The organism is Flavicella sp. IMCC45668, assembly GCF_057219105.1.
On record NZ_CM170114.1, the window covers coordinates 2,417,917 to 2,433,959 of the forward strand.

11 protein-coding genes are annotated in these 16,043 nt (G+C 33.0%); 1 reads left to right on the plus strand and 10 read right to left on the minus strand.

Going from position 1 to position 16,043, the window contains the following annotated elements; genetic code table 11:
* Positions 1 to 41 precede the first annotated feature (41 nt).
* The 9 genes from AC2DZ0_RS09980 to AC2DZ0_RS10020 form a co-directional block, all read right to left on the minus strand.
* Positions 42 to 1,379 carry an MATE family efflux transporter gene (locus AC2DZ0_RS09980; RefSeq protein WP_484641590.1) on the minus strand — a complete coding sequence of 446 codons (1,338 nt, stop codon included), beginning with the start codon at positions 1,377 to 1,379 and terminating at the stop codon, positions 42 to 44.
* Positions 1,372 to 2,220, minus strand: a complete 849-nt coding sequence (locus AC2DZ0_RS09985) for an alpha/beta hydrolase family protein (protein WP_484641592.1) — start codon at positions 2,218 to 2,220, stop codon at positions 1,372 to 1,374. Before AC2DZ0_RS09985 ends, AC2DZ0_RS09980 begins: the two co-directional genes overlap by 8 nt.
* On the minus strand, positions 2,221 to 4,965 hold the full coding sequence (locus AC2DZ0_RS09990) for a PD-(D/E)XK nuclease family protein (protein WP_484641593.1): 2,745 nt from the start codon (positions 4,963 to 4,965) through the stop codon (positions 2,221 to 2,223).
* Positions 4,966 to 5,054: 89 nt separating this feature from the next.
* The gene (locus AC2DZ0_RS09995) at positions 5,055 to 5,660 is read right to left on the minus strand and encodes a hypothetical protein (RefSeq protein WP_484641594.1); all 606 of its coding nucleotides are present in this window, start codon (positions 5,658 to 5,660) and stop codon (positions 5,055 to 5,057) included.
* Between the two features lie 227 nt (positions 5,661 to 5,887).
* Positions 5,888 to 7,267 carry an OmpA family protein gene (locus AC2DZ0_RS10000; RefSeq protein WP_484641596.1) on the minus strand — a complete coding sequence of 460 codons (1,380 nt, stop codon included), beginning with the start codon at positions 7,265 to 7,267 and terminating at the stop codon, positions 5,888 to 5,890.
* A 328-nt stretch (positions 7,268 to 7,595) separates the two neighbouring features.
* Positions 7,596 to 10,778 (minus strand): UvrD-helicase domain-containing protein, encoded by a 3,183-nt coding sequence (locus AC2DZ0_RS10005; protein WP_484641597.1) that lies wholly within the window; start codon positions 10,776 to 10,778, stop codon positions 7,596 to 7,598.
* Positions 10,779 to 10,850: 72 nt separating this feature from the next.
* A complete protein-coding gene (locus AC2DZ0_RS10010) occupies positions 10,851 to 11,279 on the minus strand; it encodes a TerB family tellurite resistance protein (RefSeq protein ID WP_484641598.1) in 429 nt (142 codons plus the stop codon).
* A gap of 62 nt (positions 11,280 to 11,341) precedes the next feature.
* Complete coding sequence (locus tag AC2DZ0_RS10015) at positions 11,342 to 12,160, minus strand: ZIP family metal transporter (protein WP_484489917.1); 819 nt, start codon at positions 12,158 to 12,160, stop codon at positions 11,342 to 11,344.
* Entirely contained in the window at positions 12,154 to 12,828 is a 675-nt protein-coding gene (locus AC2DZ0_RS10020) for a metal-dependent transcriptional regulator (RefSeq protein ID WP_484641600.1), read from the minus strand. Before AC2DZ0_RS10020 ends, AC2DZ0_RS10015 begins: the two co-directional genes overlap by 7 nt.
* Positions 12,829 to 12,979: 151 nt before the next feature.
* Between AC2DZ0_RS10020 and AC2DZ0_RS10025 the strand changes: the two genes are divergently transcribed.
* Positions 12,980 to 15,295 (plus strand): TonB-dependent receptor, encoded by a 2,316-nt coding sequence (locus AC2DZ0_RS10025; protein WP_484641601.1) that lies wholly within the window; start codon positions 12,980 to 12,982, stop codon positions 15,293 to 15,295.
* Positions 15,296 to 15,345: 50 nt separating this feature from the next.
* On the opposite strand, the gene AC2DZ0_RS10030 is transcribed toward AC2DZ0_RS10025, so the two are convergent.
* Positions 15,346 to 15,939, minus strand: a complete 594-nt coding sequence (locus AC2DZ0_RS10030; protein ID WP_484641602.1) for a hypothetical protein — start codon at positions 15,937 to 15,939, stop codon at positions 15,346 to 15,348.
* Positions 15,940 to 16,043: the final 104 nt, after the last annotated feature.

A 16,043-nucleotide genomic window follows, 5' to 3' on the forward strand; every position in this document is an offset into this window, starting at 1 on the left:
TCAAATTTACGTTATTATAGGATATCGAACAGCTACCCTACCTATCTTTTTAAAAGCAGACTGACATTTTTCTTAAAATAAACATATAAAATTCCGGATCTAAATAACATCCACACGGTAAAAGCAAGCCACACACCTATCAATTGTAAATTAAAATAATCTGCAATTAGTAGCGTTGGAACAAAACCTAAACAAGTAGCTATGGCAACTGTATTTCTTAGCACAACAGCTTCTGCCAAACCTTTAAAAACACCATCATACACAAAGGCTATTGCATTTAATGGCTGTGTTGAGATCACTAACCAAAAAACCATATAAAACACTTCTAGCACATCCGTATCCGAGGTAAATACTTTTCCTATTTGATTGTAAAACAGAAAACAAAGAGACATCAACACCAAGGCAACTATGACTCCATATTTACATAAATCCTTTACCAAAAAGCTTAGTTTTTTCTGAGAACCTTCTCCTTTTAATTTACCTGAAATGATACTACCTACGCTAGCATAACCATCAACAAAAAAGGCAAAAAACAACCAGACTTGAAAACATATGGTTTGCGCTGCAATATATTCTTTTCCATAATCGGTTGCATACGAATTGGCTAAATACAAAGCCAAATTTAATGCCAAAGCACGAACAAATAAATTTACACTTACCAACAAAAGACGTTTTATCTCGAAATGGAATTTTTTAAAAGCCACCAATTTAAAAGGTGTTTTATTCAAATAAAATAGTAAGGCCATAAAAGCCATTACAAACTGAGAAATCACACTCGCATATGCAGCTCCTTCTACATGCATAGGACTCAACACTCCCTCAACTCCATACACCAACAATATGTCTAGAACAGCATTAATAACCGCACCTGTAATACTTATTAACATGGGTATAAATGTATTTTGCAGTCCTGTAAAAACCCCCATTACAGTAAACACAAATAAGGACAAAGGCAATCCCCATGCTCTAATTTTATAATAACTAACCGAATAGTCTAACACCAAACCTGATGCATTGTATAATTCAAAAATCTGATGGGCAAAAAATGAAGTTGCAAAAAATAAAACCAAGCTCAACACTAAATTGATACCAATCATCTGAGCAGGTAGGGAGATAATTTTATCTAATTGATTTTTCCCAACATACTGGGCTACAATAGATGAAATAGCTGCTCGTGTTTGACCTATCACCCATACAATTGCAGAGATAAAAGAGCCAGCAATACCGACAGCTGCCAAGGCCTCAATAGAATCAAAAGACACATTACCCACCACAGCTGTGTCAATTATTGATAATAATGGTTCTGCTATTCCAGCGATGATGGATGGAATGGCCAGCCTATTAATTTCTTTAAATCCAACTCTATTGGTTTTACTCATTTTCTGTTTTGATAAACGCTATCGTATTTACAAGAACCTCAGCAAAATCTTTAGGCAACTCTGAACTTTCCCATGGTTGTTTGGCTCCAAAACCATGATCACCACCTGCTACCACATTCAAACTACTTTTTGCACTCCAATTTTGAATTCTCCGAGCCTCTTCTATAGACACCGTAGCATCTTCTGTTCCATGTACAATTAAGTGCGGTATACGGAGTTTTTTAGCTGCAGTTTTGATTGTCAACTTCTCTTCATTTTTCACAAAATCCTCGTAAAACTGAATATAATGAGGCATCTGCTGTAACGTCCGTGAGTTTTCAATGTAGGCCACACCTTCCTTTTTCCAATGTTCTAATATGGGGCCTTCAGGGAATCTTAATTTGTAATCTGACACCGCAGCCCATGTTACTAATTTCGTTATTCTAACATCATAAGCTGCTTTAAGAATCACAGCTCCACCTCCTCTAGAATGACCAACTAATACGACATTTTTAATATCAATTTCATCTGAGAATTCTTGACTTGACAACACCCAATCTATTACTGAATTTAAATCGTCTTGTTCTATAGAATAATTGTTTTGTCCAAAAGCCTCCAAATCCGGAAAATCAATTGGATTCTCTACCGTTCCACCGTTATGAGAAAAATTAAATTTCACCAAAAACAGATCATTTTCGATAAAATTTTTCGACATCAAATCAAAGGCTCCCCAATCTTTATAGCCTTTATACCCATGACAAAAAATAACCAATGGCTTTTTAGTATGATTTTTCTGATAACAAACATCAATTAAAATGGGCTTGTTATGCACTCCTTGAATACTTCTATTTTTTATTTTCATTTATTGAAAGGGTCTATCTTTATTTTCCTTAAAAGGAATATTCTTATCAAAAATCTCAGCAATTAATTCATGTATCACATCCATAAATTCGATAATTCTTTCCTCTGTCACCATACTATCCATACTCCTACCTTTTCCAAAATTTAATTTTAAAAATCCAGCATTTCTATTTTTGAAAGAAAATATCCCAGCCTCTAAAGGTGTTGCGAAAGTATGATTGTTATTTTTGGTATACAAGAATGCATATAACATTACTTGCATTGCTTTGGTGTATTTATAATCCGTCGGAATTTTATCAAATTCTAATATTTTTAATTCTGACTGAGTAACCTTTCCTGTTTTGTAATCTACGATTCGTAATACACCATCTAACTCATCAATCCTATCAACAGATCCACCAATATTTACAGGAAAATCAAGGTTTGGGATCTTAATACCATAAGAATAAACCGTTTCCGTACCTAATATTTTTAAAGAACTTCCGCTTTTTAAAACTTCTAATTCCTGTTTTAAAAATCTGTAAATAAAATCTTTTGATACTTCAAAAATTAATTTGTTCTTACCTGAAACAATGTTTCCATTTATAAAGTGTTTTTTGAAATAAAACTCAGTTTTCTGAATATATTGAGACAACATTAATTTTACATCGTCTATTTTCAAAAATTGATTGATAAAAGGTTTGTAAAAATCTTCTAAAACATCATGAATAATCGTTCCCATCGTATTTGCAGCGATAGTCTCCTCAATTTCATCCAAATCTTTTATTTTCAAAACATATCTCTTATAATAAGATAGTGGATCTTCAATATATTTTGCTAGCGCTGAAGGAGAAAAGCCATTCGCTGCAATTTTTTTTAACGCTGATATAACTTCGTCTGTCTTTTCTACAATAATTTCATCTTTTGAATCACTAGTAACCAAGGGAGCAATCGATTTTTTAGAAATATCAATCCCGTCAATCTCCAATTGAGTTAAAAACCTACTTTTTTCTCCAGCACCATAGGCATCAGTCTCGGTATTATAAAATAAATAAACGTTATTTGCTCTTTGAATCAGTCTATAAAAATGGTAAGCAAAAATTGCATCTTTCTCTTGATACGTTGGCAGTTTATATTGCTGCTTAACATCAAAAGGGATAAATGAATTTTCAGACTTACCAGCAGGTAAAATCCCTTCATTCATAGAAGTCAGAATCACCGTTTCAAAATCTAATACACGTGTTTCTAGCATCCCCATTAATTGCAGTCCGCTCAATGGTTCTCCCTGAAAGGAAAGTTTTTCTGTTGCAACCAGCTGCTTGTAAATGGACTTTAATGTTTTAATAGATTTTATATGATTATAATCTCCATTTAAATTTTGCAACTGAATAAAAAGATTATAAAAACGATACAAACATTCCTTTTCAAAACCTTCAAAATTCTCTTTTTGAGCATCGATCAAACTAATTAAAGAAGCTAAAAACCTCTCAACAGATTGAGACATTTTGAACAAACTTCCAACTAGATGAAACATCTCACTCTCACGCATATATCCATCCACCAACTCCGAAGATATGAAAACTTGGTTTTCTGTGATCAAGTTCTGTTTGAGTTTCGATAACCATTCGCTATTAGAAAAAAGCTTTACTGTAAATGGATTTTCCAACAACCTAAAAACATCCTTAAAATAAAATTCATTTGCTTCAATTTTATCCAATTTCACTTGATTCAAATACAAATCAAAAATTGTTTCAAAAAAGCTTGATATGGGCATATCCTTTAAAAGATACCCCATGGTTATATTTAATTTATCAACATTATCAGGTAGAGAATTTAAAGTTAGCGACAGCAAACTTTCATCCGCTAAAACAAGTGCGGTACGTTCACTACTTTCTAATTTCTCTAACAATTCTCCAACTCCCTTTATCTGCGTAATATTTTTAGAAGCAGCAATTTCAGTGATTTTTTTATTGGAATTAAAGTTATCTGAAATTTTATTAAAAGGATATGATTCAAAATATGTCCAGCTAGATTTATAGCTCCTTAAAAATGAACCAGCCTCTTTTTTTGAATTCACATAATACGCATCACAATCCCAATAAATATTGGCAATTTTACTATCTAATAAAGCCTTAAAAATTTTCTCTTCTGCTTTGTTTAAAGCATTAAATCCAATCAAGGCAATTTTATTATGTTCATTAACTTTTATATAATCTTGTATATTGTTCGCCGCCTCCCTATATAAAAGTCCCTGATATCCCTTTTTTTCTTTTTTTAAGTATTCATAAAAGTTAAAATAATAACGACCTAAGTTTTCCATAAAACTTAGATGTTTTGTCATCATTTCGGTAGATTTTCCGTTTTCAACATCCCAATCTTCAATTCGTTTAATATCTTTTAAATAGCTAAATAGATCATTACAATCAATCAAATGACGGTCTACCTCATTAAAATCCTGCAAACCAATAGATGCCCATTGTGCAAAAGAATCAAAGCTCTCTGGGTTATTCTTTTCTATGCTTAGATAAACTTTATAGAACTCAAACAATAGCGGAACCGTTTCTGCTTTTTGAAACCCAGAAATGGTTTCAATAAATTTTTCAATACTAATTATTTTAGGAAAAAAAGTAGTTCCTTGAATTTGCTTTTTCAACTCCTCTCTTAAAAAAACTCCAGCCCTTTCACTGGGCAAGACACACACCATATCCACTATGGAGGTATTATTTTTTAACAATTGCTCTACTACTTCAGACAAAAAACTTTTCATACACGAATATAAAAAAATAACCGTTTTCAATTGCTTGAAAACGGTTATTTAAAAATTATTTACATGGTTCTCACCATGATTTCCAGAGACTATTCGTCACCGTTAAATTTGATAATCAATCCTAAAGAGTGTTGGAAGTAAGAACTAGCTCCTACTGAATCAAAATCACCCGTTGTCCAACCAGCAGAATTGTATGTACTACTAAAAGACAATCCTACATTTTCATTAAACCAACTGTTGAATCCCCAACCTGGAGTAATTGTAAAACCAGAATCTTCATCAATCCAAGCTCCTCCAACTCCAAAAGAAACGAAAGGATCCCACCAACCTGTTTGACCAAATAGCGAGTTTAAATCATAAATAGCTGCTGCATCTAACGCAAAGAAAGACAATCCATCCACATCACCAGAAGGTACTTTATCTATTTTATTTAAAGAACCTGATACTTTAACACTTAAGCCATAGTTCATATATCTAGATACCGAAACTGTTGAGATTGCTGGTAACACATTCCAATCGGAAGTACCTAAATAATCCTTTACCATATTACCGATATCATTTAGACCTCCATTGTTGAAATCAACAGCATTGATTCCGAAGCTTAATGCCCATTTGTTATCTTCATCCTGCGCTTGTACTGAACTTACACCTGCAAACATTAAGAATGCAAGCATTGCAATTTTAAAATTTTTCATTTTTTGTAATTTAAATTAGTTTAGTTTCGTTTTAATCTGAAACCATTGCATTAAACAGCTCAGAATGAAACAAATCTACGAAAAAATATTAATTTTAAATAAAAATTTAACTTTACAGAAAATCAAGAACCTATCACCCTGAAAATCAGACAAAAAAAACAAACTCAATAAAAAAAACGTTCAAAACTTAAGTTTTGAACGTTTTCTGTTTTTTTTAAATTCAGCTATTATTGAGCAATTATCTCCACTCTTCTATTTGCTTCTCTTCCCTTTGCTGTTTTGTTAGAGGCAATTGGGTTTGCGATTCCAAATCCTTCTGATTTTAATCTTTTCGCATTTACCCCTGCTTTTACCAATCTATCTTTTACTGCTTTGGCTCTAGCTTTAGAAATTTCAAGATTTTTTGCTTTAGAACCTGTGCTATCCGTATATCCATTAATAACGAAATCTGTTGTTGGATACTCCTTCATTTTTTCTGCCAATTGGTCCAAACGTTCTCCTACTCCTGGCTTAAATGTTGCTTTTCCTGAATTAAAACTAATCGTTTTTGAGAACTCACCTAATTTCTTCACCTGAGCTTCTGTCAATTCTGGACATCCTTGTTTCTCAACACTTCCTGCAACCTCTGGACACTTATCATCCTTATCTGGAACACCATCTCCATCTGTATCTGGCCAAACACAACCCTTATTCTCTGCAGGACCAGCTACCTCAGGACAAGCATCATCTTTATCAACAACTCCATCTCCGTCTGTATCAGGACATCCTCCATTTTCTTGGGTACCAACTGCATCTGGACAAGCATCATCCTTGTCTAAAACACCGTCACCATCTGTGTCTGGACAACCTCCGTTTTCCTTTGTTCCGGCTGCTTCTGGACATAAATCGTCTTTATCTAAAACACCGTCACCGTCTGTATCTGGGCAACCTCCGTTTTCTTTAGTTCCAGCAGCTTCAGGACATGCGTCTTTTTCATCTGCTACACCATCTCCGTCAGTATCTTGTTTTGTTGGACCACCGAATTTAAAAACAACTCCCAAGGAATGTTGAAAATAACTCGATGCATCTACAGATTTAAAATTTCCTCCCGTCCAAGCAGAAGAATTATAAGTGCTGCTAAATGCAATCCCCACATTATCATTAAACCAACTATTGAATCCCCATCCTGGTGTGATGGTAAATCCTGAATCTCCATCAATCCAAGCATTACCAACTCCAAACGTTACAAAAGGATCCCACCAACCTGTTTCTCCAAACAAATGATTTAAATCATAAACAGCAGCTGCATCCAATGCAAAGAATGAAAGTCCATCTACATCTCCACTAGGAGCCTTATTGATTTTATTTAATGATCCTGCAAGTTTTACACTCAAACCATAATTCATATATCTAGAAACAGATACTGTAGAAATTGCTGGAATAACATTCCAATCACTAGTTCCTAGGTAATCCTTTACCATATTTCCAAAGTCGTTAAAACCACCTTTGTTAATATCCACCGCATTAATTCCAATACTCAACGCCCACTTATTATTTTCATCTTGGGCTTGTACTAAATTTAAAGAAAATAAAATAGCACAAATAATACTTAATTTGATTGTTTTCATAATTGTTTGTTAGATTAAACGAAAAAAATTCAGCGGCGAAACTAGGTAAAAATATTAGCTAGACAAGACACAACAGGCATCACTAAACATTTGTTATCCCTTTTAAAAACCACAAAAGAACAACAAACAACACTCTTTTTATAACAAATAGTTTAATTCAAGTAAAGTTTAGTCCAATTACATGTTTTTAGCTTCAGCTCCGATATTAATACATCAAAAGTAGCGGAACCCAAAAAAAATAAAATTAGTTTTCGTTGAATCCCGGATAAATGCCGTTTAAAAAATCAGATCTTACGTTCAACCGTTATACAAAGAATTTACAGAACAGTCAATAAGAAACTATTTCTACATCTTGATCGATATAAACACAATATTTAGCTACCACATTAAAATTCATTTGTTCAAGAACTTTCGCATAGGCCTCTAATTGATATTGGTACTTTTGCATTTTTTTCCCTGTTTTAAAATCAACAATCACAACATCATTCTCCATGAATATGAGCCTATCAGGAATTAATATGTTTTTGTTTTCATCTAAAATTTCTCTTTCTGTATAAACAGAAACTCCTTCTTGAAAATAAGAATTTAGCTGTTCATGAAACACCACCTTTTTAATTTTTGTTTTTATCGGCAACACTTCACTTTTCAATATCAAACCTGAATCAACATAAGATTGAATAACATAATCGATATCGGTTTCCAAAATTATTTTTGAAAACATTTCATGTACTAACAATCCATAATTTACAGCCGATTCATATTCTTCTCCCCAATGCTTAGAAGAATTTGCTACAATTTTTATATCATGACTTTCCCAAGGACTGGAAATAAAATTTTGTTGAAATTCAAATCCATCATTTTGATCTTCTTTCTTTAAAAAGTTTGATTTTTCTTTTGCTCCAAATTGATAGCATAATTTGGCTACATCCCAGGAATTTTCATCCGTTAAAGTTTTTAAATAATTTATAAATAATCCTGAGAAAAAATTCAAATTCTCTTCTCCTGTTTTGGCATCCAATTTATATTCTGTAACGATATATAATTGTTCTACAGATCTAGTAAGGGCCACATACAGTAAATTAAAATTATCCAAAAACAATTCTGACTGCCTTTCTTCGAACAACTGCGCTCCTTTTTCTCCAGTCAAGCCAATATTTTTACTACAAGAAACCCTTGACACTTGTAAATCTCCAAATATGGATTCCTCTAAAGCATCATACCAAACCTTAGGATTTAATTCTGTATTCACACTTCTCTCACTGGGGAAAATCACAACTGGAAACTCCAAACCTTTGGACTTATGTATCGTCATTATTCTAACAGCATCTTCACTTTCTGAAGCAGCAATGCTTAATTTTTCCTTTTTTTGATCCCATTCTAATAAAAAAGCAGCTAAATCATGATGATTTTTCCTTTGAAAATCTAAAACAAAATCTAAGAAAAACTGAACATAGGCATCTGTAGAGTTTAATAATTTAAAGCCTCTTATAATATATTCGATACACTCATAAAAGGGCATTTGTAAAAACAGCTCATAATTAAATTGAATGTCATAATCCGAAAGTTTCTCAAAAAAAGAAACAGGCTCTAATTGCAACAATTCATCGTAATAAGAATGGTCAGATGTGTCTAATGAAATAAAATCTTTAATAAAATTCAGCAACTTAAATTTTGCATTCAAATTCATTGGATTTTGAATATAGATCAATAGATCAATAATAAACTGAACCTTTAAACTATTCTGCAAAAGCAAGGTTTCAGAAGAAATAATTGATACATTATTTTCTGTAAGATAATTTGCAATTTGAATACCATCTTTTTTAGTTCTAACAATTATACAGACATCTTTCTTTCTAAAACCGGAATCCAATCCCTCAATTATCTCTAAAACTTTTCTAGGATAAGAAAGATCCTTTGCTTCTTTCTCTAGATCTGTCTGATCTAAAAAATCCAGCTGTACATAGCCTCCTGTATTCTTGTTCAACTTTTGCCGATTTCCAATTTCATATAGATATTCGTACGTTGGATTGGTTAAAAAAGAAGCAATATGTGAGAAAAAAGCATTATTGAAGCCGATTACTTCACTAAAACTTCGATAATTGGTTTCTAAATTTTCTAATTTTTTCTCAATAAAGAAAGGATTTCTGGCAACACTTTTATTCCCTTCTAAAGACAAATCAATAAATTGTTCTGCTTTTCCACCACGCCAGCGATATATTGCCTGCTTTGCATCTCCAACGAGCATCAAACTTCCCCCTTCTTGTGAAAGAGTATTACTAACCAATGGAATTAAATTCTGCCACTGCATAGAGGAAGTATCTTGCATTTCATCAATAAAAAAATGCTTAAACCTCTCTCCAATTCTTTCATAAATAAATGGAGCTGGCTCATTTTTTATTTTTTCGCTGATCAACGCATTGAACTCCGCACTCAAACAAATTGAATTTTGATCTTTGATCTCATTTAACTCCTTTTGTATATGATTCAATACTGCCAAAGGAATGATATCACTTAAAACCATGTTGATTAAAACATAGTTTCCATGATGTTTTTCATACAACAATTTACCGTCTTCGTATACCTGCAATAATTCAGAACTAATGGCATCAATGCTATTTTGAATATCCTTTTTTGCTGATTTAGAATAAAAAACGCCATTATCTAAATTCTTTTGTAAACGCCCAACATATTTTATATCATCATGCTTTAAACTTGCTAATTTTTTGAATTTTATAAAATGTTTCGGTAGCTCTGAATAAGAGAAATTCTTATGTTCTAATCCATTTTGGTCAATTATACTTAATCCTTTTTCTCCATTTTCAAAGAATAGACTTTCTATTTTTGATTTATTAGATTTTAATAATTTTTCAATTTTCTGAAAATCTGCAATTGACTTCATTTGCAAACTTTGAATATAGCTTGCATCAGTTTCATTTATCAATATAGAGGCAATCGTATTAAGTTCTTTTGATATATCCCATGCCTTATCATCTTCCACTTTCTGCAATGAAAAGGCTACTAAAATATCCGTTAGCTCTTTATGCAACCCTATTTCTGATATTAACACATCTACGGCTTCACTAATCAACTTCGTCCCATCCATTTCTACCTCAAAATTTAAGGGCAAACCCAAATCAAAGGCAAAAGTTCTAATTAATTTATGCGTAAAGCTATCAATGGTAGTTATATTAAATGCTGAATAATTTTGTAAAACATTTTCTAAAATCCTTTTAGCTTTATGCTTTAGCTTTACCGCATCTAAACTATTCTCAGCAACAATCAAATCAAACATATCATTTGGATCATTGTCTGCGAAACTTCTTAAATTCTCCAAGATACGCTCCTTCATTTCAGCAGCTGCTTTATTGGTAAAAGTAATGGCTAAAATATTTTGAAACACATACTCACTCTCAGAAGTAAGTAAAATTTTCAAATATTCTTTTACCAAAGTAAATGTTTTACCACTACCTGCAGAAGCATTATAAACTTGAAAAGATGTTGAATCAACCATAAATGAATATCACAAAAAAATACCGAATCCAATATTGAATTCGGTAGTTAAAATTAACTTATTTCTTTAGAATTATAGAATTTTTTTCATCTCCATTGAAAATTTTTCTAACTCATAACCTTCCACTACAAAATTAACCGCTTTCGAAACTATTCTTTTTGTATCAGAAACTACAAAACCTAACCCTATTGATATTCTTTCTAATAAGCGAAGTTGTTTTTCCTTTATTTTATTATCTGCTATCACAACAGAAATCAAATTAAAAAAACGCTCCAATCTTGCATTTAAATTTGCCGGCGGGTTGATTGGAATAGAATTAGGAGCCTTCAAAACTTTTTTATAATCTGCATCAGAAATATGTAATTGACGTTTTAAATGACTAATTACCTCCTGTTCTTTCTCTGAAATTTTATTATCTGATAATGCTAATTTAATAATATTAGCAAAGTGTCCTAAATTCCTTTTATGCCCTCCTGTCTTGTATATATCTGCAAATGCCATATGTTATAATTTTAAAGTTACCCTCCCTAAGATACAAAATATCAAAAAAAGAATACTTAAAATTATCCTAAAGCGACATCCATACTCATCATAATAATGAAGCCTGCAATAAATCCCATCGTGGCAATATCCGTATATTTATCTTGTTGTGTTTCTGGCACAACCTCTTCAATTACAACAAAAATCATCGCTCCAGCAGCAAAAGCCAAAGCGTATGGCAATATAGGTTGAAAAGACAATACCGCCCATGCTCCAAGAACACCCGCCATCGGTTCGACAATTGCTGACAACTGACCAAACCAAAAACTTTTAAACCTACTTACACCTTGTCTTCTTAAAGGCATAGCAACTGCAAAACCTTCAGGAAAATTTTGAAGTCCAATACCAATAGCAAGAGCTACTGCACCTCCAATTGTTGCACCGTCAAAACCAGCAGCAACACCTCCAAACAAGACTCCCACAGCGAGTCCTTCAGGAATATTATGCAAGGTAATAGCCAAAACTAACAATGTTGTTTTATGCCAAGGTGTTTTAATCCCTTCCGCTTCTTTAAAATTAATATGAATATGTGGTAACACCTTATCCAATCCAAACAAAAACAAAGCGCCAAGAAAAAAACCAATGGCCGCAGGCATAACTTTTACAAACCCTTCACCAGAACTCATCTCAATTGCAGGAGCTAGCAAACTCCAAAAACTGGCTGCTACCATTACACCTCCTGTAAAACCTAACATTCCATCTAAGACCGCCCTGTTCATTGTTTTAAAGAAAAACACCAATGACGCTCCCAAACCAGTCAAAAACCAAGTAAACAACGTGGCATACAAAGCCGCTAATACAGGATCTATCCCCTCTAAATAATCTACAATTTGATCTAACATTCTACTTCTTTTTTAACAAATAAATTTTTAGTAATCTGATGCGATATAGACACAACCCTATCACCTAATTCTATTTTCATAGAGTTATCAAACACTTCAATATTTATAATTTTAATACTACTTCCTAATTTAATCTCCAAACCATCTAAATATTTCAAAAATGATTTAGAAGAATCTTTTACTCCCAAAACAACACAGCAATCACCTTTCTCTAATGAAGAAAGCATTACATCTGTATGATGGGCAATATTTCCGTTTTCGTCTGGTATTGGATCTCCATGAGGGTCATGCGTTGGATACTCTAAAAAACGATCTAACTCTTTCGTTAACTTTATGGACTTAACATGTTCTAATTGTTCGGCTATTTCATGTACTTCATCCCAATTAAAATCCAAATGTTTTACCAAAAAGACTTCCCATAAACGATGTTTTCTTATGATACGAACCGCAATTGCTTTCCCTTCTTGGGTTAAAGAAACCCCTTGGTATTTTTTATAATCGACTAATTTTTTTTCGGCCAATTTTTTTACCATATCCGTAACAGAAGATGCCTTTGTTTCTAATTTGTCTGCAATAGCATTTGTACTTACTGCCTTTGAGACAGTAAAAGACAAACTAAATATTGCCTTTAAATAATTTTCTTCCGTTTGAGACAGCTCTAAATTCATGGTCCGCAAATATATACACAAAATTTATATTTACGAAAACATATTTTTAGACTAATCTAAAAATATGTTTTATATTTGCGAAAATTTATTCTAAAAAGCTAACTATCTAGCTACAAGACTTAAAACAACATCGTATACAATTTCAATAGAAATGAAACACTTATTTATCTTTTCAATCTTATTATTCTCCATAGGAATACAAGCTCAGACAAGTATTCTTGAAGGGGTGATTCGTTCAAAAAACACCCCAGTGGTTGCTAATATTATTGTAAAAAACACACAAACAGGAACTACTTCAGATTTCGACGGAAACTATAGTCTAAAAATATCGAGCAAAGCAAAAACAATTCTAGTTACCGCTGTTGGATTCAAATCAAAAGAAATCGAAATCAACCTTTTGGAAGGAGAAACAAAAAACTTAAACATAGAACTTAAAGAAGATATCCTAGGTTTAGATCAAGTTGTTGTAACAGCTACTAGAGGACATTTAAATAGAAAAAAGGCACCCGTAATCGTAACTGTTACAGATGCTAAAACACTTGAAGCTACTCAATCTGTTAGTCTTTCAGAAGGATTGAACTTTCAACCTGGTTTAAGAATAGAAAACAACTGTCAAAACTGTGGTACCTCTGAAGTAAAAATGAATGGTTTAGGAGGGGCATATTCGCAAATCCTGATTGATAGCAGACCCATTTTTAGCTCCTTAAATAGTGTATACGGACTTGATCAAATCCCAGCAAATATCATCAAACAAATTGAAGTTGTTCGTGGAGGTGGTTCTGCCTTATATGGATCTAATGCAATTGCCGGAACCATAAATATAATCACTAAAGACCCACTTGAAAACAAATTCTCCATTGGAACAAACCTTGCTTTGATTGATGGTCAATCTAGTGACAATTCCATTCTATTCAACGGAACAATTGTAACCGAAGACTTTAATTCTGGGATCGCCTTGTTTGGTATGAAAAGGGAACGAGATTCTTATGATGCTGACGGTGATGGCTATACTGAAATCCCGAAATTAGAAAATACTTCTTTCGGATTCAAAGCATTCAACAGACCTGGACAAAGAAAAAAAATCACGGCAGAATTCAATGCTATCAATGAGTTTAGAAGAGGAGGTAATAAACTAAATGAACTTCCGTTTTTAAGCGATGTAACCGAAGAAATTTACTCTACCGTTGTTGGAGGAGGACTTACCTATGATTATCAAAGTAAAAACCTTAGAGATAAATATTCTTTATATGCCTCAACATCAATCTCAAAAAATAATAATTTTTATGGCGGACTTACTGGTGAAGATGCTACCGATGAAAATATCATTCAGAGCATAGAGGGCTATGGAAAATCGAAAGACAACACCTTTGTCACTGGCTTTCAATTTTCACATTTATTCAAGCAATTCTTGAACAACAAGGGAACCTTTACCGGAGGAATTGAATACAAATACAACGATATTGACGACAGAAAAGAAAACCCCGATTATGAACCAATCATTCAGGTAACTAGATTATACGGTATCTATGCACAACAAGAATGGATTGTAAATAGCAGACTGAGATTGCTTGGTGGTTTAAGAGCGGACATGCATAATTTGGCCGACGAAAAAGTGGTTTTTAATCCAAGAGCAAACATTCTATACAACATTAGTAAAAACCTAAGATGGAGAACTAGCTACGCCAAAGGATTTAGAGCTCCACAAATTTACGGAGAAGATGTACATGCTGGATTAGCAGGAGGAGAAATCAGTAGAGTGAGAAACGCTGATGACTTAAAATCCGAAACTTCGCATAGTTTCTTAACTTCATTAGACTGGTCTCAAGAAATTGGCTATGGTGACTTTTCTTTAGTTTCAGAACTTTTCTTTACACAATTAAACGATGCTTTTGCTTTGGAGCAGGGAACTGAAACAGCACCAGACTCAGGAATTTTTGAATGGATTAGAGTCAATTCATCTGGCGCAAAGGTCTATGGATTAAATGTAGAGTTAAAATATGCTCCTAATGAAGAATGGCTAATACAAGCAGGAGGAACCTTGCAAAGATCCTTCTACAATGAAAAGATAGAATGGTCTGAAGACGAACCGAACCAAGCAACAAAAGAATTTAACGAAACTCCAAAAGCCTATGGTAACTTCATAATTACCTATGCTCCTATCAAAGAATTTCAGAATAATATATCAGCAGTCTACACAGGTCCTATGTATGTGCAACATTTAGCAGGATACATCCCTAATGACAAATTAGAAAAAACACAATCCTTTTTCGAATTGAACTGGAAGAGTTCTTACGAATTCTACTTAGACAACCATAAGCACACCTACCTAGAAGTTTCCGGGGGAATACAAAACATTTTTAACTCCTATCAAAATGATTTTGACCAAGGACCAGAAAGAGATGTAACATACAACTATGGCCCACAAAGGCCTAGAACATTTTTCGTAGGACTAAAGTTTGGAATATAAAAAAAGGGTGATTGAAAATTCAATCACCCTTTTTTATTCTTTATCCGGTTCTAATTATTAGTTGTAAAACCATATCCTGTTCTTCTTTTATTTCTTTTCCCTGTACTTTCTCCAAAGGTCAATATCAAACTTCCAGAAACCTGAGTATGCGATCCAAAATTTTCATTGGTTGTTTCGGAAACAAATCTATGTACAATTTGACCATTCAACCCAAGTTTAGGCAACACCCAATACGTTAATCCAACACCACCATTAAACGAAATAGACCTATCATTTCCATCTTTCACCAACAATCCAACTCCTCCTATTAATTTTGGAACCCACTTTTCTTCAGACAAACCAAAATCATATTTTGCAAAAAAGTCCATGATAGTTACATCATATTGATTGGTATAAAATCCATCAATACTAGAAATCCCAGTAATAGTCATACCTGCTCCAATCGTAAATCCCTTATCAAGGTAACGCATAATACTAATATTCGGAATTTGAAAATTAATTCCTTCTCCTTCAAACCCAGAAGTATCAGAAAAATTAATAAAACTACCTCCAAAACTAACAGCCCACTTTACAGTACTATCTTGAGCAAAGGTTTGAACTCCCCAAAAAAGAAGCATTATTAAAACAATATTTTTTCTAAACATATTTTCTAATTTTTTATAGAAAACAGAACCTCTTTAAAATTCTTATTCCCTATACTTTACCAAAACAAAACCCTCGTTATATTCTGATTTCTTGTTACAAATCT

Bases quoted from the DNA above. Each gene is read 5' to 3' on its own strand.
- AC2DZ0_RS09980 (WP_484641590.1), bottom strand. From the start codon at position 1,379: ATGAGTAAAACCAATAGAGTTGGATTTAAAGAAATTAATAGGCTGGCC.
- AC2DZ0_RS09985 (WP_484641592.1), bottom strand. From the start codon at position 2,220: ATGAAAATAAAAAATAGAAGTATTCAAGGAGTGCATAACAAGCCCATT.
- AC2DZ0_RS09990 (WP_484641593.1), bottom strand. From the start codon at position 4,965: ATGAAAAGTTTTTTGTCTGAAGTAGTAGAGCAATTGTTAAAAAATAAT.
- AC2DZ0_RS09995 (WP_484641594.1), bottom strand. From the start codon at position 5,660: ATGAAAAATTTTAAAATTGCAATGCTTGCATTCTTAATGTTTGCAGGT.
- AC2DZ0_RS10000 (WP_484641596.1), bottom strand. From the start codon at position 7,267: ATGAAAACAATCAAATTAAGTATTATTTGTGCTATTTTATTTTCTTTA.
- AC2DZ0_RS10005 (WP_484641597.1), bottom strand. From the start codon at position 10,778: ATGGTTGATTCAACATCTTTTCAAGTTTATAATGCTTCTGCAGGTAGT.
- AC2DZ0_RS10010 (WP_484641598.1), bottom strand. From the start codon at position 11,279: ATGGCATTTGCAGATATATACAAGACAGGAGGGCATAAAAGGAATTTA.
- AC2DZ0_RS10015 (WP_484489917.1), bottom strand. From the start codon at position 12,160: ATGTTAGATCAAATTGTAGATTATTTAGAGGGGATAGATCCTGTATTA.
- AC2DZ0_RS10020 (WP_484641600.1), bottom strand. From the start codon at position 12,828: ATGAATTTAGAGCTGTCTCAAACGGAAGAAAATTATTTAAAGGCAATA.
- AC2DZ0_RS10025 (WP_484641601.1), top strand. From the start codon at position 12,980: ATGAAACACTTATTTATCTTTTCAATCTTATTATTCTCCATAGGAATA.
- AC2DZ0_RS10030 (WP_484641602.1), bottom strand. From the start codon at position 15,939: ATGTTTAGAAAAAATATTGTTTTAATAATGCTTCTTTTTTGGGGAGTT.